This is a genomic window from Gemmatimonadota bacterium (assembly GCA_016714015.1).
Lineage (GTDB): Bacteria > Gemmatimonadota > Gemmatimonadetes > Gemmatimonadales > Gemmatimonadaceae > Pseudogemmatithrix.
Genome location: JADJNZ010000007.1, coordinates 235,247 through 254,000, shown reverse-complemented (window position 1 = coordinate 254,000; position 18,754 = coordinate 235,247). Strand labels below are relative to the sequence as shown.

Below are 18,754 nucleotides of genomic sequence, written 5' to 3'. Positions count from 1 at the left end.
CTCCGAGTCAGGCGGCGTGGGCGACGGCGAGCCGTTGCCCGCGCACGAGTGCGGGCACATCGAGCAGGTCGGTCACCTGCCCGCCGATGACGGCGGAGCCGAGCAGGCCGGTCGCGGTCGCGCCGCAGCGGACCTCGATCGCGTCCTGCACGATGTCGTCGATCCGGTCGACGACGAGTCCGACCTCGACCCCGTCGACCTCGACCACGATGATCCGGACGGTCTCGTCGCTGGCCCGGTCGCGCGGACGTCCGCCTATCCCCTCGGCCACCTCGACGACGGGGAGCAGGTGGCCGCGATACTGCAACACGCGCCGGCCGCCGGCCCGTTCGAGCCGCGACGGGTCGATCTCCTCCAGCCGCGTGATGAGGTCGAGCGGGATCGCGATGCGGCGGTCCCCAGCCGCGCGGCAGAGGAGCATCTCGTCACGTCGCGCCTGCGCGGCGGTCTCGCCCTCGTCCACGTGCACGCCGCGACGGTCCTTGCTCGGCACCGCAATCGCCGCGTGGTGCGCGAGGCCGCTCGCGTCGAGGATGAGCGCCACGCGCCCGTCGCCCATGATCGTCGCGCCGGCGTAGACGGCGACCTGCTTGAGCCGCTTGCCGAGCGGCTTGACCACGATCTCCTCGGTGTCGTTGATCGCCTCGACGACCAGTCCGAACTCCTGCCCGTCGCTCTGGAGGACGACGATGTTCGCGATCTCCTCCGACGCGAGCGCCGTCGGGTCGTCCGGCGCGAGACCGAGCAGCGTCGCGAGGGATACGAGCGGCAACAGGCGGCCGCGCAGCCGGTAGACGGGGCGCCCGGCGAGCAGCTCGACCGTCTGCGCGCTGGTGCCGCGCTCGAGGCGGACCAGTTCCACGAGGCTCATCTGCGGGATGGCGAAGCGCTCCCCGGCGCTCGAGACGATGAGGGCCGGGATGATCGCGAGCGTGAGCGGGATGCGTAGGCGAATGGTCGTGCCCTGCCCCATGTCGGACTGCAGTTCGATCGAGCCGCCGGTCCGCTCGATGTTGGAGCGCACCACGTCCATCCCGACGCCGCGGCCGGAGACGTTGGTGACCTGCTCGGCGGTCGAGAACCCCGGGAGGAAGATCAGCTGCATCGCCTCGCGAGCGCTCAGGCGCGCAGCACGCTCGGCATCGAGGACGCCGTTCTGCACCGCCTTCGCCTTCACACGCTCCACGTCGATCCCGCGACCGTCGTCCATGATCTCGATCACCACCTGACCGCCCTCGTGGTACGCGCGCAGGGCGACGAGCCCCTCGTCGGGCTTGCCGGCCGCGCGACGCACGCTCGGGGTCTCGAGCCCGTGGTCGATGGAGTTGCGCACCAGGTGGGTGAGCGGATCGCGGATGGCATCGAGGATGGTGCGGTCGAGCTCCGTGGCCTGGCCGTCCATCACCAGCCGCACCCGCTTGCCCAGGTCGGCAGCGAGATCGCGCACCGTCCGCGGGAACTTCGCCCAGACGTTCCCGATGGGCTGCATGCGCGTCTTCATCACGCGTTCCTGCAGTTCGCTCGTGATCACGTTGAGCCGCTGCGCCGCGGTCCCGAGCGCCCCGTGCTCCGTGAGTCCGCTCGAGGCGAGGATCTGGTTGCGCGTCAGCACCAGTTCTCCGACGAGATTCATGAGGGCGTCGAGCTGCGCGACATCGACGCGGACCACGTTGTCCGCGACGGATGGGCGACCACCGGAGGGCGCCGGAGCGCCGGATGCGGCGACCGCCGCGCTCGGGGCGCCGGGCGCGGCCGTCGGGGCGACAGGCGGCGCGGCCACGGCGGGCACCGGCGTGGCGTCCTCATCGGCGAAGATCCCGAATGCCTGGTCATCATCGACGAAGAGCCCGAAGGCCGCCTCGACGGGCTTCGTTTCCGCGGCGGACTTCCCCGCCTGCACCGCCTCCAACTCCCGCACCAGGTCGTCGACCTCGAAGCCGTCGTCCTTGCCGGTGCGCTCCACGTCGCGCACCATCTGGTTGAGGCGGTCACTCGTGCGGAGCAGTGTGCTGATCACGTCCGACGACGGGTCGAGGGTCCCGCGCTGCACGCGCGAGAGCACGTTCTCCGCCATGTGCGCCAGCCGCTCGACGCGCCCGAGACCGATGCACCCCGCCGTGCCCTTGATCGTATGGATGACGCGGAAGATCGTGCGCAGCGTCTCCTCGCTGGAGTCGCGCGTCTCGAGCGCGAGCAGCTCGCGGTCGAAGGCCGCGAGCTCCTCGGTGCTCTGGACGACGAAGTCCTCGATCAGCTGTCGCTGGAGTTCCTCATCCATGGCAGGCTCGGCGGTGGCTCATGGGATCACCTTCGCGACGACCGCGAGCAGCGCATCTTGACTGAAGGGCTTCACCATCCACCCCGTCGCCCCAGCCGCCTTGCCCGCCGCCTTCTTCTCGGCGTCCGATTCGGTCGTCAGCAGGATCACCGGGATGCGCGCGGTCTCCGGGCGCCCACGCAGTTGGCGCGTGAGCTCGATGCCATCCATGTTCGGCATGTTGATGTCGCTGATCACCATGTCCACTTTGCGCCCGCGGATCGCCGTGAGCGCCTCGGCGCCGTCCGCGGCCTCGATGACCTCGTGGCCCGCGCCCTTGAGCGTCCAGGAGACCATCTTCCGGATCGTGGCTGCATCGTCGACCGTCATGATCGTCGCGCCCATCATGCACTCCGTGGATTCGGCCGTCGCTCGACCCGCGACACGACAGCATCTTGTTCCGAGTATCGACCGGCTCCGTGGCCGGCTTGATGCGGATCGGACCGGCGCATCAGAAGAGCTCGACGTCGCCGGCGGCGGGGCCTGAGGACGACAGGTCCGTCGGGGGTTCCCCTGCATCGGGCGGATCGTCGTCCGCGAAGAGATCGACGCTGCCGCCACGGACGGAGCGCCGGAGGTGCGCGGCCTCTCCCTTCAGCCGCGCGTCGTGCACGCGCCGCTCCGAGGCCATCGTGTACCGTCCGGCCACGGCCGCCACGCGTGCGCTTGCCGCATCCGCCGGGACGCCCTGCTCCTCGGCCGCGGCGGACATCCGCTCGACCACGGCGGCGACGGCGCCACGCAGGCCCTCCATCTCCTCGATGAAGAGCGCGCGCCAGGGCGGGCGCGACATCAGCGGCCCCACCTGCTCGTGCAGCCGCGCGGCCACCTCACCGAGCCCGACCACGCTCGTGAGCGTGCCGTCGCGGTACTCATGCAGGCGCCCACTCACACTCGTCGCTGACTGGCGCACCTCGGTGGCGTGCCGCGCGCCGTGCGTCCGCAGTTGACGCAACAGGCCCTCGGCCTCGCCGATGGTCCGCACGATGCCGTCGATGTCCTTCGCGACCTCGGCCGAGAGCGCGCCGGTCTCCCGCGAGATCTCGCTCAGGCGCGCCGAGAGGACCTCGAGTCCGCCGGCGGACTGGATGTGCGCCGTCTGGACCTCGGCATTGAGGCCGACGAGGTGCATGCCGCTCGCGAGCGACCCGATGCGCTGGGCGACGGCGCCTGCCGTGACATGGATGGGCGCCACGACCACATGCGCTTCCGCCGCGAGCCGCGTGCCGCTCTCGAGGAGGGCGGCGATCTGCTGGATCGCCTCGAGCATCACTTGCACGAAGCCGTCCACGCCCGCCGTCACCGAATCCACGTCGTACATCGAGAGCGCGGCCTCATCCAACGCCCTCACGCGCGCGACGATCACGCGGAGCCCATCCGCCACGGTCTCGTCGGCGCTGCCGAGTTCCACCTCGGCGGCCTCGAGTTGCCCGAGCACGATCCGGCCCGCCTGTTCCACGAAGCGGAGATCCTCGCCCGAGCGCAGCGCCCCGTCGACGAGGCCGACGAGCGGGCGCTGCATCTCCGCCACCGTCGCGCGCACGTGCGCGAGCTTCTGGCTCACGATGTCCTGGAACTGGAGCGCCAGCACCACGCGCGAGACCTCGGCGCCGACCTCGCGGCTGATCTGCGCCAGCTGCGACTCGCCGCGCTCGCTCTCCGAGGTGCCCTGTTCCATGCGCGAGAGGGCGCCCTCGATCTCCTCGTGCCGGGCCGCGGCCTCGGTCTCATGCGCCGCCGACTGCGTGCGCAGCCGCGCGAGCAGTTCGCCGAACGAGGTCTCCGTGGACTGCAGATCCCGGAACTGCTGGTCGAAGACCTCCTCCAACCGCAGTTGCATCGATTCGATGTCGCGCGCGAGGTCGCCGAGCTTCTGCGCCTCCGTGCCGTCGAGGCGCGCCCCTTCGATGCAGAGCAGTGTCCGCACGTACGTCATGGGCGCCATGACCGTGCGCAGGTCGCGCTCGGCGCGCAACGCCTTCCGCAGGCGCTCATGCTGACCGGACAGCAGCTCGATGACCCGCCGCATGCGCGCGACCCCGTCGGTGAGGAACGCGATCGGCTCGCGAAGCACCGCGGTCGCCTCGGTGACGACGGCGCCCCCCCGATGCCCCACCGCCATCTCCACGAGGTCATGGCTCCGGGCGATCAGGTCGCGCCCGGAGCCGGTGATGGTCATGATGTCGTCCGCGGTCGACAGGAAGACCTGTTCGAGGCGCGACGAGGCCGCCTCCAGCCGGTCGGACTGCTCGTGGAGCGCCTGCGCCAGCGTCGAGAGGGCGTGCGGATCGCCGATGGCGGTCATCGTGCCTCCGCCTTGAGCCGGAAGACCGTGCTGTTCTCCGCCCGTACGATCTCCCAGGCCGGATCGAGATGCAGGGTCGTCTCCGCGGTACCGAGCACGAGGATGCCGCCCGGCGCCATCCGCTCCCGGATCGCCGAGAGGATCCGCTGCTTGGTGGGGACGTCGAAGTAGATCAACACGTTGCGCAGCATCACGAGGTCGTGCCGCTCCTGGGAAGGCAGCGGCTCGATGAGGTTCCGCTGGCGGTATTCGATCATCGCGCGGATCGACTCGCTCACCTGCCAGCGGTCCTCGTGCTTCTTGAAGTGCTTCGCGAGGAGGATCGCCGGCAGGCCACGGTTCACCTCGAACTGCGTGTACTTCCCCGCCCGCGCCTGATCGAGGACCGACCCGCTCAGGTCGGTCGCGAGGATCGACGCGCGCCCGTCCGCCAGCGCCGGGAAGTGCTCGCGCAGCAGGAGTGCCAGGCTCACCGGCTCCTGCCCGGCGGAGCAGGCGGCGGACCAGATCGACAGCCGCGCCCCATCGCCCTTGGCGGCGATCAGGTCCGGCAGGATGCGCTTCCGCAGCACCTCGTACGGATGGAAGTCGCGGAAGAACGAGGTCTCGTTGGTCGTGAGCGCGTCGAGCGCGCGCGCGCGCAAGGCGCTCGCCGCGGGTTCGCCACGCAACAGGTCCACGAATCGCTCCAGCGATCCTTCGGCATGGTCACGCGCGAGGCCGGCCAATCGCGTCTCCACCAGGTACTCCTTCCCCGGGTCGATCACGATCGCCGCCTGGCGGCGTGCGAAGTCACTCACGTAGTTGAAGCTCGCGCTCGAGATGCCCATGGTCCTCACCCTGTCGCGGAGAGCGGGAGCGGCGAAGCCCGCCGGGCGATCGCCCCGGCGAGGTCGCCGAGGGCCAGGACCTCGTGCGCGAGCCCCGCGTTCACGACTGCGCCGGGCATCCCCCAGACGACGCTCGTGCGCTCATCCTGTGCGAGCACCTGGCCGCCGGAGGCGCGCACCTGCTCGCAACCGCGCAGCCCGTCATGTCCCATGCCGGTGAGCACGCACGCGAGGAGTTGCGGCCCCATCGTGCGCGCCGCACTGCGGAGCAGCACGTCGGCCGCCGGACGGCAGCTGTTCTCGGGCGGCCCGTCGTGGAGCGCCACCTGCATCTGAGCCCCCACGCGCTCGACCTCCATATGGCGGCCACCGGGTGCGATGTACACCTCGCCCGCGCGGAGCACCTGCCCCGCCTCGGCCTCATGGAAGCGATGCGCCGAGTCGCGGCCGAGTCGGTCCGCGAGGGACTTGGTGAAGACGGGCGGCATGTGCTGCACGATCATCACCGGGATGGGCAGCGGACGCGGAATCGCTTGGAAGAGATCGGCGAGCGCGTTCGGTCCGCCGGTTGAGGTCGCGATGACGAGGAGGCCGGGCGCCACCGTCGGCGCGACCCGCGCTGACGCGACCCGCGGCCGCACGAGGGGTGTGGGCGCCGAGGAGGGCTCCCGCGCCGGGGCGCCGGAGCGGACCAGCACGCGGATGCGCGGCAGGAGCTCCGCCGCAAGACGCGCGACCCCCTCCGCCATGGAGCCGCTCTGCGTGGGCTTCGCGATCCAGTCGTTCGCGCCCGCCGCGAGCGCATCGAGCGTCGCCTCGGCCCCGGTGGTGGTGAGCGCGCTGCACATGATCACCGGTGTGCGGCATCCGGAGCGGCGCAGTTCGCGCACGGTGCTCACCCCGTCGAGCTCGGGCATCTCGACGTCGAGCGTGATCACGTCCGGGGCCAGCTGCGACACCAACTGCAGCGCGATCCGCCCGTGCGCGGCGACGCCCACGACCTCGATGTCGGCATCGGTCGCGAGCGCCGCGCCGATCATCCGCCGCATCACGACGGCGTCATCGACGACGAGGGCGCGGATCGGCATCGCCGGTTACTCCACGATCCCGAGGATGCGCAGCTTCTCCACGACCATCGCCTCGGAGAGCGGCTTCATCAGAAAGTCGTTCGCGCCGACCTCGAGCGCCGAGACGACGTCCTCGCCCTCGTTGCGCGCGGTCACCATCATGAGTTTGAGGTCGTCCCAGCGCGCATCGGCGCGCACCGCACGCACGAAGTCGAGGCCGGACATGCGAGGCATGTCCCAGTCCACCAGCGCGAAATCGAATGGGGCGTGCCGTTCGAGGGCCTCGAGGGCGAAGATCCCGTCCTCGGCCTCGACCGCTTCGCACTTGACGTTCTTCGACACGAAGGCGGTCAGCATACGGCGCATGGCACGGGAGTCGTCGATGATGAGTGCCTTCATGGTGACTGCGTCCTCGGAAGTTGGCGGGACGCCGCGACGCGCGCGCCGCGCTTCCCACGCAGGAGTATCGGGTCCCCGGTGGCGGGCTTCATCGTGACATCACGCATCGCGCACCACCTGCGCGATCTGGTGCAAGCGCGTGAACATGAGGATCCGCTCGACGTTCGTCGCGCGGACGAGGAGCTCAGTCCGCCCGCCGATCGCGCGCACCCGTTTGATCGTCCCGACGAGCAGGTTCAGCCCCACCGAGTCGACCATCTGCGCCCGCCGGAGGTCGATCTGCAGCAGGCGTAGCGTCGAGCCAGGCGCCTCGAGTCGCTCGCACCCTGCCGTGAGCGCGACCCGGGCATCGCCGACGGTGGAACTCGTGAGGTCGCCGGGTAGCGTGATCGTCGCGGACGCGCCCGCGTACGCGGTCGTCGGGGAAGCCGGAGCGGAGGGGAAGGAGGCGGTCATGGCACGGTCGCGGACGAGGGATCAGTATCGGAAATCGAGACGCAGCCGGGCGCCGTGGCGCTCGACCCGAACAGTGGTGGACAGCAGGTGGATCAGTTCGAGGCCGCGATGCAGGTCGACGAGCTCGTCGCCGGCCTCTTCTGCGTGCCGCCCGACATTGAAGTCGTGGCCCGGCCCCGGGTCCTCGATCCGCACCCGGATCACCCGGTCCGCTGCCAAGAGCGACATCTGCAGGTCCGCCTCACGGTCGGCGGCTCCCTCGCAGCCATGCTTGAGTGCGTTGAGCATCCCTTCGCGGACCGCCGTAAGGATGTCCGCGAGGCGTGCCGAAGCGACGCCCGGGGCGACGCAACGGATCGCGGCCTCCCAGCGCGCCTGAGCGGAATCGACGGCGTCGTGCGATGCGCCGTTGTACCGCTCCGCGAGGATCGGGAGCCACCGTCGCATCACCGGCGGATCGCCCCAACTGCGGCTCCCCGGCTGCCCGAGCGCGAGATGCGCCAGGAGGACGTCGTCGCGGAGCCCGCCGGCCAGCACCGCCTGCGCGGCGTCTCCCTCGACGAGCAGCGCGGTCGCCACCGCCTCGGAGGGCACTCCCAGCCGGTCCGCGAGGTCCTCGAGCCCGTCCGTCCACGCCAGAAGCGCCGAGCCGGACGAGAGTTCGTGGTCCGTCGACTCCGGGAGTGAGTCCTCGAACCAGCCGAGCGGATGACTGCGTCCGCGTTCAAGCTGCCGGATCTCGCCGCGGGAGTTCACATGGCACGGGGCTGGCGCCCCGGCGTTCGTGACCTGCGCGAACTCCCCGCTCACGTCGAGCGCGATGGCGCACACTGCGACGGAGGTCGTCACCTCGAGCGCACCGAGCCGGCTCGCCTCCCCGCTCCACTCCTCGAGCAGCACGCGGTTGAATCGGCGCATCACGTCCACGATCGGCCGCCCCGACTCCTGCATGCCGCGCATCAGGCCCTGGAAGTAGGCCGCCGTGTAGGCGGAGGCGACGTCATGTCCGGCCACGTCGGCCACCACGAGCAGGAGCCCGCCCGTCTCCAGCGGGACGCTCGTGATGAAGTCCCCGCCCGCCTGATGGCAGGGATACGACCGCACGGTGAGGCGCGGATCGACCTGCGCGCCGGAGCGTAGCACCAGCCGCTGCAGCCGCCCGACCTCGCGCATCACCCGCGTGGTGCTGCGGTGCGCGCGGTCGTGTCGCGTGCGATCCACCGCGGCGTCGAGCGCCCGCCAGACCTCCGCCGGCACGATCGGCTTGTCGATGAGTCCGGCCGCGCCACCGCGCAATGAGGCCGCCACTGTCTCGCGTTCCGGCGAGGCCGTCACCACGACCACGGCGAGGGTCGGATCCGCGCGCTGGATCCACGCCATCAGCTCGAGCCCGCTCTCCTCCGGCATCTGCTGGTCGGTCAGCACCGCGTCGTACGCGTTCGCCCCGTCGGCGTCGACGAAACGGCGCGCCGCGCGCGCGGACTCGGCGGTCACTGGCTCCGCGCCGTGCTGCCGCACCAGCGCGCCGAGCAGCGCGCGCGTGCTGGGGTCATCGTCCACCACGAGGACGCGACGCGCACGAGCCGCATCGGGGCGCCGCGCGTCCGGGACGCGATCCGCGCGCAGCGCCTGCGCGAGCGAGGACGCCGCCGGCAGCTCGAGCCCGAGCGGGGCGACCACTCGCGGGGGGAGGAGCGGCGTCGCCATGGGCGTGCGCGTCAACCCTGGCGCACGGTCGCGAGGAAGGTGTCGATCTGGGCCGTGAGCGCCTCGGTCGCCCGCGCGAGGTCGTCGGCGGACGCCACCATCGCGTTCGCCGCCTCGCGCGTCTCCACCGCGCGTCCCGCCGTCGCATCGATCGCCGACGACACCTGCCGCGTCCCCTGCGAGGCGTCCTGCATCGAGCGCGAGATCTCCTGGATCGCCATCCGCTGCTCGGCGACCGCCTGCCGCACCGACGTGGCGACCTCGTGCATCGCCGAGACCGACTGCGCGATCCGGGCCGTGGAATCGACGGCACGCTCGCTCGCGAGCTGGATCGAGGCGACCCGTTCCGAGATCTCCTCGGTCGCACTCGCCGTCCGGGTCGCGAGCCCCTTCACCTCGTTCGCGACCACCGCGAACCCCTTCCCCGCCGCTCCCGCATGCGCCGCCTCGATCGTCGCGTTGAGCGCGACCAGGCGCGTCTGCCCCGCGACCTCGTTGATGAGCGCGACGACGCGATTGATCCCGCCCGACGCATCCGCGAGCGTCTGCATCACCTCGCGCGTCTCCTCGGCCGCCGCGATCGCCTGCTGCGCGACGCCCTGCGACACCATCGCCTGCGACTCGATCTCGCGCGCCGACGCCGACATCTCCTCGGTCGCGGCCGCCACGGTGTCGACGCTCGACGAGACCAACCGCGCGGCGTCCGAGGCCACGTCAGCCTCGTGCCGCGTGCCCGTCGCCGTCTCCGTCAGTCCCGAGGCCGTCCGCTGCGCGTTCCCGCTCGTTCCACGGAGCCGCTCCACCACGCCGCCGATCGAGCGCTCGAACTCCTGCGAGGCGGCCACCCGCACCGCGCGCTGCTCCGCCGCCTTCGCCGCCCGGCCCGTCGCGGCATTCAGTCGCTCCGCGCCGTCACGGAAGGTGCCGCGCATGCCGCGCGTCACCACCTGCCGATAGAACTTCTCCTCCGAGGCATGATCCAGGGTCGCCCCCGCCTCGCGCACGAAGGCGTCGGTCATGTCGAGGAGGTGGTTAAGGTCGTTCAGCATCTCGCCCATCGCGCCGGTCTCGCGGATGTGGAGCACCCGCTGCTCGAGGTCACCATCGGCGGCGGCTTTGAAGACGGCGCTCGCGCGGCGGATGCTCTCGTCCCGCGCGGCGAGGTCGGCCGTCAGCGAGGCGACCTGCGCCTCCAACTGCGCCACCCGATCGTACGCCACCGGCGCGCGACGGGGCCGACGTGCGGTCAGAGTCGCCATACGAACTCCTCGTAGGTGAGTCCCATCCCCTCCAGCGTCGACCCCAGCAGCGCCATCCCCGCGGCCACCGCGTCGCGGCGGACCGGGTACTTCGCCTCCTCGGCACGGAGTGCGGCGTACAGCGGCTCCACCTTCGCGATCGCCTCGGGACGCGGCACCCGCCGATTGGAGTGGTACCCGATGATGCGCCCGTTCCCGTCGAACGTCGGCGTCACATGCGCGTGCACCCAGTAGTGGTCGCCGGTGCGCGCCATGTTCACCACGTAGGCGAACACCTCATGCCCCGCCGCGATCGTGTCCCAGAGGAACGCGAAGACGCAGCCAGGCATGTCCGGATGCCGGATGATGTTGTGCGGCGCCCCGAGGAGCTCCTCCTCGGTGTAGCCCGACACTTCGATGAAGACCCGGTTCGCATACGTGATGCGCCCCTTCAGGTCCGTCTTGCTCACGATGATGTCGTCCAGCGGGAACGTGACCGCCCGTCCCGTCGGCGCGACCGTCTCCACGGTCATGGTACCCTCGGCGTGAAGGGACCCGGCCGTTCCGGGTCACCGCGAATCTCCCTTCCGAGTATCGGACAGGGGATGCCACGCTTCATCAGGCTTGCCCTGACACTCCGCCGCCGAATGTCCCACTGATCTCGGACGTGCAGTCGGCGAAATGGGCGACCACGCCCTCGAGCCGACCGTCGATCCCGTGCATCGGCGCCGCCGAGACGCGCAGCCAGTGCGTCGTGCCGTCCGGGCGCCGAAGCCCTTGCACCTCGCCCTCCACGGTACGGCCGGTCGCCAGCGACTGCGCGATGGGCTCGTCCTCCCGCGGCATGAGGGAGCCATCGAGGCGGATCCGGGCCCAGGTCGCGTCGCGTGCGAATGGAGCCTCCGGGCCCTCGCGGCGCAGCCCGAGCAAGCGCTGCGCCGCGGCGTTGGCCATCGCGATGTGCCCCTCGCGATCCACGAGCACGATGCCCAAGGGCGACGCGTGCACGACGGCCCGGCACTGTGCCTCGGCGCGCACCGCCTCCGAGACATTCACGAACGAGACGACGGCGCCGCTCGCCTTCCCGTCGGGATCCCCGAGCGAGAGGCGCGACACCTGCGTATCGAGCCAGAGTTCCCCGCGCGGGAAGCCGATGTAGCGGAGCCGCTCCCGCGTCGGCATCGACTCGCCGGCCCAGCTCGTCAGCGTCGGCGGCGCCGCTTCGCGACCGTCCGCATGGAACCGGCGAACCGGCAACTCGGTTCGCCGTCGCCCGATGATCTCGGCGTCATCCGCGTAGCCGAGCATCCGCAGCGTCGCGGGGTTCACATAGCGGATCACGTCGTCCGCGTCCACCAGCACGATCCCCTCCACCAGTGCGTCGAGGATCGCGTCGGCGCGCAGCTGCGCCTCGCGATGCCCCGCCGTCGACTCCACCACGCTCGAGACGTTCGTGAACGAGATGCCGCTCCAGTGCGCCGTCGCGTCGTCCGCCTCGAGCGGCGTGACATGGAGACGCAGCCAGGAACGGACCCCGGTGCTGTCGAGCACGCCGCGCATGAAGGGGGCACCGCTCGGCGAGCGCCCCGTCAGCAGCGCATGGAAGCGTTTCCCCTCCTCGCGCGCTCCCGAGAGGTCGAGTGGCGCGAGGCGATCGCAGTCGCGCACCGTCAGCCGTCGACCGCTCTCCACGCCAAGACGGTCGCACGCCCGGGCGTTCGCCCACAGCACGAGTCCTTCGGCGTCGACGATGAGGTTCGATTCGGCCAGATGGTCCGCCCACGCGGCCGCGCTCGACGCCGTGCATCGCGCGAGCAATTCCATCGGGAAGGAAGGGCCGGTCGCGAGCGGTTCGCGAAGCGTCGTCGTCATCGGGCCGCGAATGCGCCCAGGGTGGCGGCGGCGAGCGCGGCGTGCACGCGACCGTACTCCCGCTGGGCCTCCGCGACGAGCGGGGCGGCCGCCACGAGATCCCCCGCGCCCGCCACCTGCTCCAGTTCGGCGCAGACGGTGGGAAGGTGTCGCGCGCCGAGGTTCGCGGCGGAGCCCTTCAACTGGTGCGCCGCCGTGCGGAGCGCCGCCGCGTCCCCTGCGGCGTGCGCTCGCGCCATCGACGCGCAGAGCGCGGGAGTAGAGTCCAGCATCACGGTCACCACCGAGTCGAGCGCCTTCACGCCGATGATCTCGGCGAGCGCCACCAGCGCCGCCTCATCGATCGCGGGACCATCGGGACCATACGACACCGCCGCCTCCGGGCGTGCGTGGAACAGGGGTTCCGGCCTCACCGGAGCTCATTTCCCCCGAGTATCGGGCGTGCCCGCGGCGACTTGACACTCGCCTCATGTCGAACTCCTGTCCGGCATCCCCCCACGTAGCGCCGGAGATTCCACACCTTGCCCCCCGCCGTCGCCTGAGCGAACCTTGCCAAGCCCATTTCGAGGACCCCCCGGATCATGGCTTCGACAGACGTCAGGAACCCGCAGTACTACCACAGGGTCGTGGACTGCCAGTGGGCTTGCCCGGCCCACACGAACGTCCCCGGTTACCTTCGCCTCATCGCCCAGGGCCGCTACGACGACTCGTACCTCCTGAACCGGGAGTCGAACATCTTTCCCGGCATCCTCGGGCGCGTCTGCGACCGCCCCTGCGAGCCCGCCTGCCGGCGCGGCCGAGTCGAGGAGAAGCCCGTCGCGATCTGCCGGATGAAGCGCGTCGCGGCCGACAATCGCGGCGACATCACCGACCGGCTCCCCAAGGGCGGCGCGAAGAACGGGAAGCGCGTCGCGCTCGTCGGCGCCGGCCCGGCCTCGCTCGCCGTCGCCAACGATCTCCTCCCGCTCGGCTACGACGTCACGATCTTCGAGAAGAACGCGACGCCGGGCGGCCTGATGCGGATCAACATCCCGTCATTCCGCCTCCCCGCGCAGGTGCTCGACGAGGAGTGCGACTACGTGATCCGCATGGGCGCGACGATGCGCTACGGCACCACGGTCGACTCCCTCAAGGGGCTCCTCGCCGAGGGCTACGACGCCGTCTTCGTCGGGACCGGCGCGCCGAAGGGCAAGGAACTCGACCTGCCCGGCCGCTGGGATGCGAAAGAGAACGTCCACATCGGCATCGAGTGGCTCGCGAACGTCCACTTCGGCCACGTCGAGCGGATCGGCCAGCGGGTCCTCATCATCGGCGTCGGCAATACCGCCATGGATTGCTGCCGCACCGCCAAGCGCGTCGGCGCCACGGACGTCAAGGTGATGGCCCGCCGCGGCCGCAAGCACTTCAAGGCCTCCCCGTGGGAACTCGAGGACGCCGAGGAGGAACAGGTGGCGATCGTCGAGAACCACGCCCCCAAGCGCTTCGTGCTCGAGCAGGGCAAACTCGTCGGGATGGAGTTCGAGCAGCTCGCCTGGAGCACCGATGCGACCGGCAAGCAGGTCTCGACGGTCACCGGCACTGTGGTCGTCCCCTGCGACGACGTGATCCTCGCCATCGGACAGGACAACGCCTTCCCCTGGATCGAGCGCGACATCGGCCTCGAGTTCGACCCGAAGTGGGACATGCCGATCGTCGACAAGGAGACGCACCAGAGCACGCGCCCCGGCGTCTTCTTCGGTGGCGATGCCGCTTGGGGGCCGGAGAACATCATCTGGGCGGTCGCGCACGGGCACGCCGCCGCGATCTCCATCCACCATCACTGCCAGGGCATCCCGGTCACGGAGCGCCCGCCGGTCGGCATGACGCTCGTCTCCGCCAAGATGGGCATGCAATCGTGGGCGTACGACAACGATTACGACACGACGAAGCGCGCGAAGATGCCCCATGAGGACCTCGCCAAGCGCTTCACCGACCTCAACGTCGAGGTGGAGCTCGGCTACACGCCGGCGCAGGCTGCGCTCGAAGTCGCGCGCTGCCTGAATTGCGACATCCAGACCCACTTCGACGCCCCGCTCTGCATCGAGTGCGACGCCTGCGTTGACGTCTGCCCGACGAGCTGCCTCACCATCACCACCAACGGGGACTCCGAGACGTCGCTCCGGACGCGACTCTCCGCCCCCGCCCTCAACACCAAGCAGGCGATCTTCCTCTCCGACGCCCTGCCCCAGACCAAGCGGATCATGGTGAAGGACGAGGACGTCTGCCTCCACTGCGGCCTCTGCGCCGAACGCTGTCCGACCGCCGCGTGGGACATGCGCACCTTCGACCTCAAGCAGGCGTACGCCGGGATGGTGACCCGATGAGCGGCAAGAGCGGCATCAACGATTTCGCCTTCAAGATGGGCACCGTCAACGGCACCGGCTCCGCCAGCGCCAACGGGCTCCTCATGCAGGCGATCTTCCGCATGGGGATCCCCGTCACGGGGAAGAACATCTTCCCCTCCAACATCCAGGGCCTCCCCACCTGGTACGAGATCCGGGTGAGCAAGGACGGCTACACCGCCCGGCCGAGCGAGGTGGACCTCGTCGTCGCGCTCAACCCCGCGACCTATGCGAAGGACGTGAAGACCGTCCGCCCCGGCGGCTACCTCGTCTACGACTCCACCTGGCCGATGGACCCCGATCTCGTCCGGGAGGGGATCACGATCCTCGGCATCCCCTTCGGGAGGATGTGCGTCGAGACCTTCGAGAAGGACCGCGACCGCACCTTGCTGCGCAACATCGCCTACGCCGGGGCGCTTGCCGCGCTCCTCAAGATCGACACGGCGGTCATCGAGGCGATGCTCACGGAGAAGTTCGGCAAGAAGCCGAAGCTCCTCGCCGCGAACCACACGGCGTTCAAGCTCGGCTACGACTACGCGATGGCGCACTTCCAGTGCCCCCTGCCGTTCCATCTCGAACCGATGGACCGGACCGGGGACAGCATCCTCATCGATGGCAACACCGCCGCCGCACTTGGCGCGGTCTACGCCGGCGCGACCGTCGGCGCTTGGTATCCCATCACGCCGGCGACCGCCCTGATGGAGCAGTTCAAGGGCTTCTGCGAGAAGTACCGCGTGGACAAGGAGACGGGCCTCCACAAGTATGCGATCCTGCAGGCCGAGGACGAGCTCGCGGCCGCGGGTATCATCATCGGGGCCGGGTGGGCCGGCGCGCGCGCCTTCACCAACACCTCCGGCCCCGGCATCTCGCTGATGCAGGAGTTCATCGGGCTCGCGTACTACACCGACATCCCCGCCGTTTTCATCGACGTGCAACGCTGCGGCCCCGCGACCGGCATGCCGACGCGCACGCAGCAAGCGGACCTGCTCTCGCTCGCGTACGCTTCGCACGGTGACACCAAGCATCTCATCGTCTTCCCCGCCGACCCGCGGGAGTGCTTCGAGATGACCGTGCAGGCCTTCGACCTCGCCGAACGCTTCCAGACGCCGGTCTTCGTCGCGAGCGACCTCGACATCGGCATGAACGACTGGATGGTCAAGCGCTTCGAGTGGGACGACTCGTATCGCCCCGACCGCGGCAAGGTGCTCGACGCGGCGGACCTCGAGAAGATCCAGCGCTTCTCGCGCTATCTCGACGTCGACGGCGACGGTATCGCGGCGCGCACCCTCCCCGGCGTCGGCGGCAAGGGCGCCTACTTCGTCCGCGGGTCTGGCCACGACAAGCACGGCCAGTACACCGAGGACTCCGACGCCTACCAGGAACTCGTCGACCGCCTCAAGCGGAAGTTCGAGGGTGCGGCCGAGCACGTCCCCGCCCCGATCATCTCGCACCAGCCGGGCGCCGAGGTCGGCCTCGTCACCATCGGCGGCTGCGAGGCCGCGGTGCACGAGGCCGCGGACATCCTCCGCGCCGAGGGCATCCACACCGACTACATGCGCATCCGCGGCTTCCCGTTCAGCGAGGAGGTCCGGAAGTTCCTCGGACGCCACGAGCACACGTTCGTCATCGAGCAGAACCGCGACGCGCAGCTCCGCAGCCTCGTCCAGATCGAGCTCGGCGTCGCCCGCGACGCGATGACGCCCATCCTCGACTACAGCGGCATGCCCCTCACCGCTGCCACCGTCGTGAACGCCGTGAAGACCCATCTCGCCGAGGTGCCCGCATGACGTCCATCGCCAAGCCGCCGGTCAAGCACCCGACCGCGCGCACCAACGGCCGCGGTCTCACGCTGCGCGACTACGAGGGCGCCATGAGCACCCTCTGCGCCGGCTGTGGCCACGACTCGGTCACCGCCGCGCTCGTCCAGGCCGCCTGGGAGCTCGAGATCGAGCCGCACCGCGCCGCCAAGATGAGCGGCATCGGCTGCTCGTCCAAGACCACCGCCTACTTCATGAAGCAGTCGCACGGATTCAACTCCGTGCACGGCCGCATGCCGTCGGTCACCTCCGGAGCCGCCGCCGCCAACAAGGGCCTCACCTACATCGGGATCTCCGGCGACGGCGACTCCCTCTCGATCGGCCTCGGGCAGCTCTCGCATGCGATCCGTCGCAACGTGAACATGCTGTACGTCATCGAGAACAACGGCGTCTACGGCCTCACCAAGGGCCAGTTCTCCGCCTCCGCCGACATCGGCAGCACGAGCAAGAAGGGCGAGGCCAACGAGCAGGCCCCCATCGACCCCGTCCTCCTCGCCCTCACGCTGGGCTGCACCTTCGTCGCCCGTTCCTTCTCGGGCGACAAGCAACAGCTCGTGCCCATCCTCAAGGCCGCGATCGCCCACAAGGGCCTCGCCCTCGTCGACGTCATCTCCCCCTGCGTCAGCTTCAACGACCACGAGGGCTCCACCAAGAGCTACGCGTACACGCGAGAGCACGAGGTCGAGGCGGTGCACGCGGACTTCATCCCGCTCAAGCGCGAGATCACCGTCCCCGAGACCGGCGAGGAGGTGCGCGTGGTCGAGATGCACGACGGCGCGCGCGTCCGCCTGCGCTCCACCGCCACCGACTACGACCCGACCAACCGGGAGTCCGCGTACGCCCACGTGCGCGCCTGCCAGGCCCGCCACGAGATCGCGACGGGGTTGCTCTTCGTCGATGAGAACGGGCGTGACATGCACGACTACCTCAAGACGGTCCCCACGCCCCTCGTCGACCTGCCGTTCGAGGCCCTGTGCCCGGGCAAGGACGCGCTCGGCAAGCTCATGGACCGGTACCGCTGAGCCACGCGCGCGCCGCGTCCGCGGCGCGCGCCCCGTCATCGAAGGCGATCCGCACCACGGGGACTTGGGACGCCAGGGCCCCGATGGTTGCGGCCGCCCGGGCCCCATGCTCCGCGAAGTTCCAGCACCCTTCACCGATTGCCATCACCGCCTCCGCGGCGGAGCAGGGCGTGAGCGAGACGCCGCCGTCCCGGCCCGCGCGCGGCAGGAGAACCGCCCGCACCGGGAGCGGACCGGGTGCCACGCGATCGTCGACGTCGACCTCGTCCTTCTCCACCTCGAGCAGCCACTCCGGCGGCATCTCCTCGCCGGGGTCGCGCCGTACTTCCGCCGCCCGCGGGAACGGGAGGACCATGCGGGTCGCGGGATCGATGGGCAGGATGTCGTCGCTGAAGTAGCTCGCCCCGGTCGCGCACAGCGACGTCACGAGCGTGCTCTTCCCCCGGCCTCGGCGCCCGATCACCAGCACCGCCGCCGCTCCGACCCCGACGGCCCCGCCGTGCAGCCACAGCAGTTCCGGGTGCTCGGCCACCACCAGCTCGAGCACTCGATAGCGCGCCCACCGGATCGCCGAACGAGCGTCCGGTCGCTCGGCGCGCTCGCCGAGCGAGTCCGTGCAGTGAAAGCCAGCGCCGGTCGCCTCGAGGGTCAGCTCCACCGGCGGCAGCACACCGGAGGGGGCCAGGAGATGCCGATGGTCGCGCCAGAGCACAGCGTGCACGTCCGGCGCGCCCGCCGTGATCCGCAGTCTCGACCGACCGAACGCGATATCGATCGGCGCCCGCGGCGTCACGCGAGATCCAGCAGGGACAGGGCGCCCAAGCGCTCGACGGTGGTCCGCACGTCGGCGAGGACCACCTCCACCGGGTGTCCAGTGATGCCGCTCAGTTCCTGAGCGATCTCGGCAATGGTGCGCTGACCGTCGCAGAGGTCCCAGACCGCCCATGCGGTCGTATTCAGCGTGTGGAGTGCTTCGCGCCCCTGCAGGAAGAGCATCATCTCCTCCTCGCCAAGCGGGAACTCCTGGACCTGCGGCGCCTGTCGGACCCGCGCCGTCGCCTCCACGACGAAGCGCCGCTCGGGGAGCGCCGATCCCGGCAGGTTCTTGGGCGGTGGATCAGGCAGGGCCATGGCCGGGGATGCGGTGGGAAGAGGTTCGCTCGCGCGGGAGAATATAGGGGGACGACCGCGTCCCGGCTGTGGCGCGGAGTGTCGTGGCGGTGCAACGATGCGCCAGTCGGCCATCGCCCCGAACGTTGTCCTGAAAGGGGTTGCGCACTGTGGCATTTCGGCACCACACTTGCAGTGCAGTACCTGACCGCGCGGGACGGCCGATAGCTCAC

17 protein-coding genes are annotated in these 18,754 nt (G+C 70.4%); 3 read left to right on the top strand and 14 right to left on the bottom strand.

Going from position 1 to position 18,754, the window contains the following annotated elements:
• Positions 1-7: 7 nt before the first annotated feature.
• From IPJ78_15520 to IPJ78_15465, 12 genes are all read right to left on the bottom strand, one after another.
• Positions 8-2,278, bottom strand: coding sequence for a chemotaxis protein CheA (locus IPJ78_15520; GenBank protein ID MBK7907952.1), 2,271 nt, complete (start codon positions 2,276-2,278; stop codon positions 8-10).
• A gap of 18 nt (positions 2,279-2,296) precedes the next feature.
• Positions 2,297-2,662 carry a response regulator gene (locus tag IPJ78_15515; GenBank protein MBK7907951.1) on the bottom strand — a complete coding sequence of 122 codons (366 nt, stop codon included), beginning with the start codon at positions 2,660-2,662 and terminating at the stop codon, positions 2,297-2,299.
• A gap of 106 nt (positions 2,663-2,768) precedes the next feature.
• Positions 2,769-4,622: a hypothetical protein gene (locus IPJ78_15510; GenBank protein ID MBK7907950.1), complete on the bottom strand. Its 1,854-nt coding sequence runs from the start codon at positions 4,620-4,622 to the stop codon at positions 2,769-2,771.
• Positions 4,619-5,452, bottom strand: a complete 834-nt coding sequence (locus IPJ78_15505; protein ID MBK7907949.1) for a protein-glutamate O-methyltransferase CheR — start codon at positions 5,450-5,452, stop codon at positions 4,619-4,621. The genes IPJ78_15510 and IPJ78_15505 overlap by 4 nt, the downstream gene beginning before the upstream one ends.
• A gap of 5 nt (positions 5,453-5,457) precedes the next feature.
• Complete coding sequence (locus tag IPJ78_15500; protein MBK7907948.1) at positions 5,458-6,540, bottom strand: chemotaxis response regulator protein-glutamate methylesterase; 1,083 nt, start codon at positions 6,538-6,540, stop codon at positions 5,458-5,460.
• A 6-nt stretch (positions 6,541-6,546) separates the two neighbouring features.
• Positions 6,547-6,918, bottom strand: coding sequence for a response regulator (locus tag IPJ78_15495; GenBank protein MBK7907947.1), 372 nt, complete (start codon positions 6,916-6,918; stop codon positions 6,547-6,549).
• 99 nt (positions 6,919-7,017) lie between these two features.
• Positions 7,018-7,374 carry an STAS domain-containing protein gene (locus IPJ78_15490; GenBank protein ID MBK7907946.1) on the bottom strand — a complete coding sequence of 119 codons (357 nt, stop codon included), beginning with the start codon at positions 7,372-7,374 and terminating at the stop codon, positions 7,018-7,020.
• A gap of 21 nt (positions 7,375-7,395) precedes the next feature.
• Positions 7,396-9,081 (bottom strand): SpoIIE family protein phosphatase, encoded by a 1,686-nt coding sequence (locus tag IPJ78_15485; protein ID MBK7907945.1) that lies wholly within the window; start codon positions 9,079-9,081, stop codon positions 7,396-7,398.
• An 11-nt stretch (positions 9,082-9,092) separates the two neighbouring features.
• Positions 9,093-10,340, bottom strand: coding sequence for a hypothetical protein (locus IPJ78_15480; GenBank protein ID MBK7907944.1), 1,248 nt, complete (start codon positions 10,338-10,340; stop codon positions 9,093-9,095).
• Positions 10,328-10,852 carry a PAS domain-containing protein gene (locus IPJ78_15475; protein MBK7907943.1) on the bottom strand — a complete coding sequence of 175 codons (525 nt, stop codon included), beginning with the start codon at positions 10,850-10,852 and terminating at the stop codon, positions 10,328-10,330. The genes IPJ78_15480 and IPJ78_15475 overlap by 13 nt, the downstream gene beginning before the upstream one ends.
• A gap of 85 nt (positions 10,853-10,937) precedes the next feature.
• Positions 10,938-12,191 (bottom strand): PAS domain-containing protein, encoded by a 1,254-nt coding sequence (locus IPJ78_15470; GenBank protein ID MBK7907942.1) that lies wholly within the window; start codon positions 12,189-12,191, stop codon positions 10,938-10,940.
• Entirely contained in the window at positions 12,188-12,604 is a 417-nt protein-coding gene (locus IPJ78_15465) for an Hpt domain-containing protein (GenBank protein ID MBK7907941.1), read from the bottom strand. Before IPJ78_15465 ends, IPJ78_15470 begins: the two co-directional genes overlap by 4 nt.
• 168 nt (positions 12,605-12,772) lie before the next feature.
• On the opposite strand from IPJ78_15465, the gene IPJ78_15460 reads away from it, so the two are divergent.
• The 3 genes from IPJ78_15460 to IPJ78_15450 are packed head-to-tail and all read left to right on the top strand — an operon-like array spanning position 12,773 to position 17,411.
• Positions 12,773-14,554, top strand: a complete 1,782-nt coding sequence (locus IPJ78_15460) for an FAD-dependent oxidoreductase (protein ID MBK7907940.1) — start codon at positions 12,773-12,775, stop codon at positions 14,552-14,554.
• Positions 14,551-16,359 (top strand): 2-oxoacid:acceptor oxidoreductase subunit alpha, encoded by a 1,809-nt coding sequence (locus IPJ78_15455; protein ID MBK7907939.1) that lies wholly within the window; start codon positions 14,551-14,553, stop codon positions 16,357-16,359. Before IPJ78_15460 ends, IPJ78_15455 begins: the two co-directional genes overlap by 4 nt.
• A complete protein-coding gene (locus IPJ78_15450; protein ID MBK7907938.1) occupies positions 16,356-17,411 on the top strand; it encodes a 2-oxoacid:ferredoxin oxidoreductase subunit beta in 1,056 nt (351 codons plus the stop codon). Before IPJ78_15455 ends, IPJ78_15450 begins: the two co-directional genes overlap by 4 nt.
• Here the strand turns inward: IPJ78_15450 and IPJ78_15445 are convergent.
• Both IPJ78_15445 and IPJ78_15440 read right to left on the bottom strand, forming a co-directional pair.
• Positions 17,392-18,204, bottom strand: coding sequence for a hypothetical protein (locus IPJ78_15445; protein MBK7907937.1), 813 nt, complete (start codon positions 18,202-18,204; stop codon positions 17,392-17,394). The two genes, IPJ78_15450 and IPJ78_15445, sit on opposite strands and share 20 nt — an antisense overlap.
• The gene (locus IPJ78_15440; protein ID MBK7907936.1) at positions 18,201-18,542 is read right to left on the bottom strand and encodes a PqqD family protein; all 342 of its coding nucleotides are present in this window, start codon (positions 18,540-18,542) and stop codon (positions 18,201-18,203) included. The genes IPJ78_15445 and IPJ78_15440 overlap by 4 nt, the downstream gene beginning before the upstream one ends.
• Between the last annotated feature and the right edge of the window lie 212 nt (positions 18,543-18,754).

Excerpts from the sequence above, each read along its gene's own strand:
- IPJ78_15520 (MBK7907952.1), bottom strand. The coding sequence starts at position 2,278 with ATGGATGAGGAACTCCAGCGACAGCTGATCGAGGACTTCGTCGTCCAG.
- IPJ78_15515 (MBK7907951.1), bottom strand. The coding sequence starts at position 2,662 with ATGGGCGCGACGATCATGACGGTCGACGATGCAGCCACGATCCGGAAG.
- IPJ78_15510 (MBK7907950.1), bottom strand. The coding sequence starts at position 4,622 with ATGACCGCCATCGGCGATCCGCACGCCCTCTCGACGCTGGCGCAGGCG.
- IPJ78_15505 (MBK7907949.1), bottom strand. The coding sequence starts at position 5,452 with ATGGGCATCTCGAGCGCGAGCTTCAACTACGTGAGTGACTTCGCACGC.
- IPJ78_15500 (MBK7907948.1), bottom strand. The coding sequence starts at position 6,540 with ATGCCGATCCGCGCCCTCGTCGTCGATGACGCCGTCGTGATGCGGCGG.
- IPJ78_15495 (MBK7907947.1), bottom strand. The coding sequence starts at position 6,918 with ATGAAGGCACTCATCATCGACGACTCCCGTGCCATGCGCCGTATGCTG.
- IPJ78_15490 (MBK7907946.1), bottom strand. The coding sequence starts at position 7,374 with ATGACCGCCTCCTTCCCCTCCGCTCCGGCTTCCCCGACGACCGCGTAC.
- IPJ78_15485 (MBK7907945.1), bottom strand. The coding sequence starts at position 9,081 with ATGGCGACGCCGCTCCTCCCCCCGCGAGTGGTCGCCCCGCTCGGGCTC.
- IPJ78_15480 (MBK7907944.1), bottom strand. The coding sequence starts at position 10,340 with ATGGCGACTCTGACCGCACGTCGGCCCCGTCGCGCGCCGGTGGCGTAC.
- IPJ78_15475 (MBK7907943.1), bottom strand. The coding sequence starts at position 10,852 with ATGACCGTGGAGACGGTCGCGCCGACGGGACGGGCGGTCACGTTCCCG.
- IPJ78_15470 (MBK7907942.1), bottom strand. The coding sequence starts at position 12,191 with ATGACGACGACGCTTCGCGAACCGCTCGCGACCGGCCCTTCCTTCCCG.
- IPJ78_15460 (MBK7907940.1), top strand. The coding sequence starts at position 12,773 with ATGGCTTCGACAGACGTCAGGAACCCGCAGTACTACCACAGGGTCGTG.
- IPJ78_15455 (MBK7907939.1), top strand. The coding sequence starts at position 14,551 with ATGAGCGGCAAGAGCGGCATCAACGATTTCGCCTTCAAGATGGGCACC.
- IPJ78_15450 (MBK7907938.1), top strand. The coding sequence starts at position 16,356 with ATGACGTCCATCGCCAAGCCGCCGGTCAAGCACCCGACCGCGCGCACC.
- IPJ78_15440 (MBK7907936.1), bottom strand. The coding sequence starts at position 18,542 with ATGGCCCTGCCTGATCCACCGCCCAAGAACCTGCCGGGATCGGCGCTC.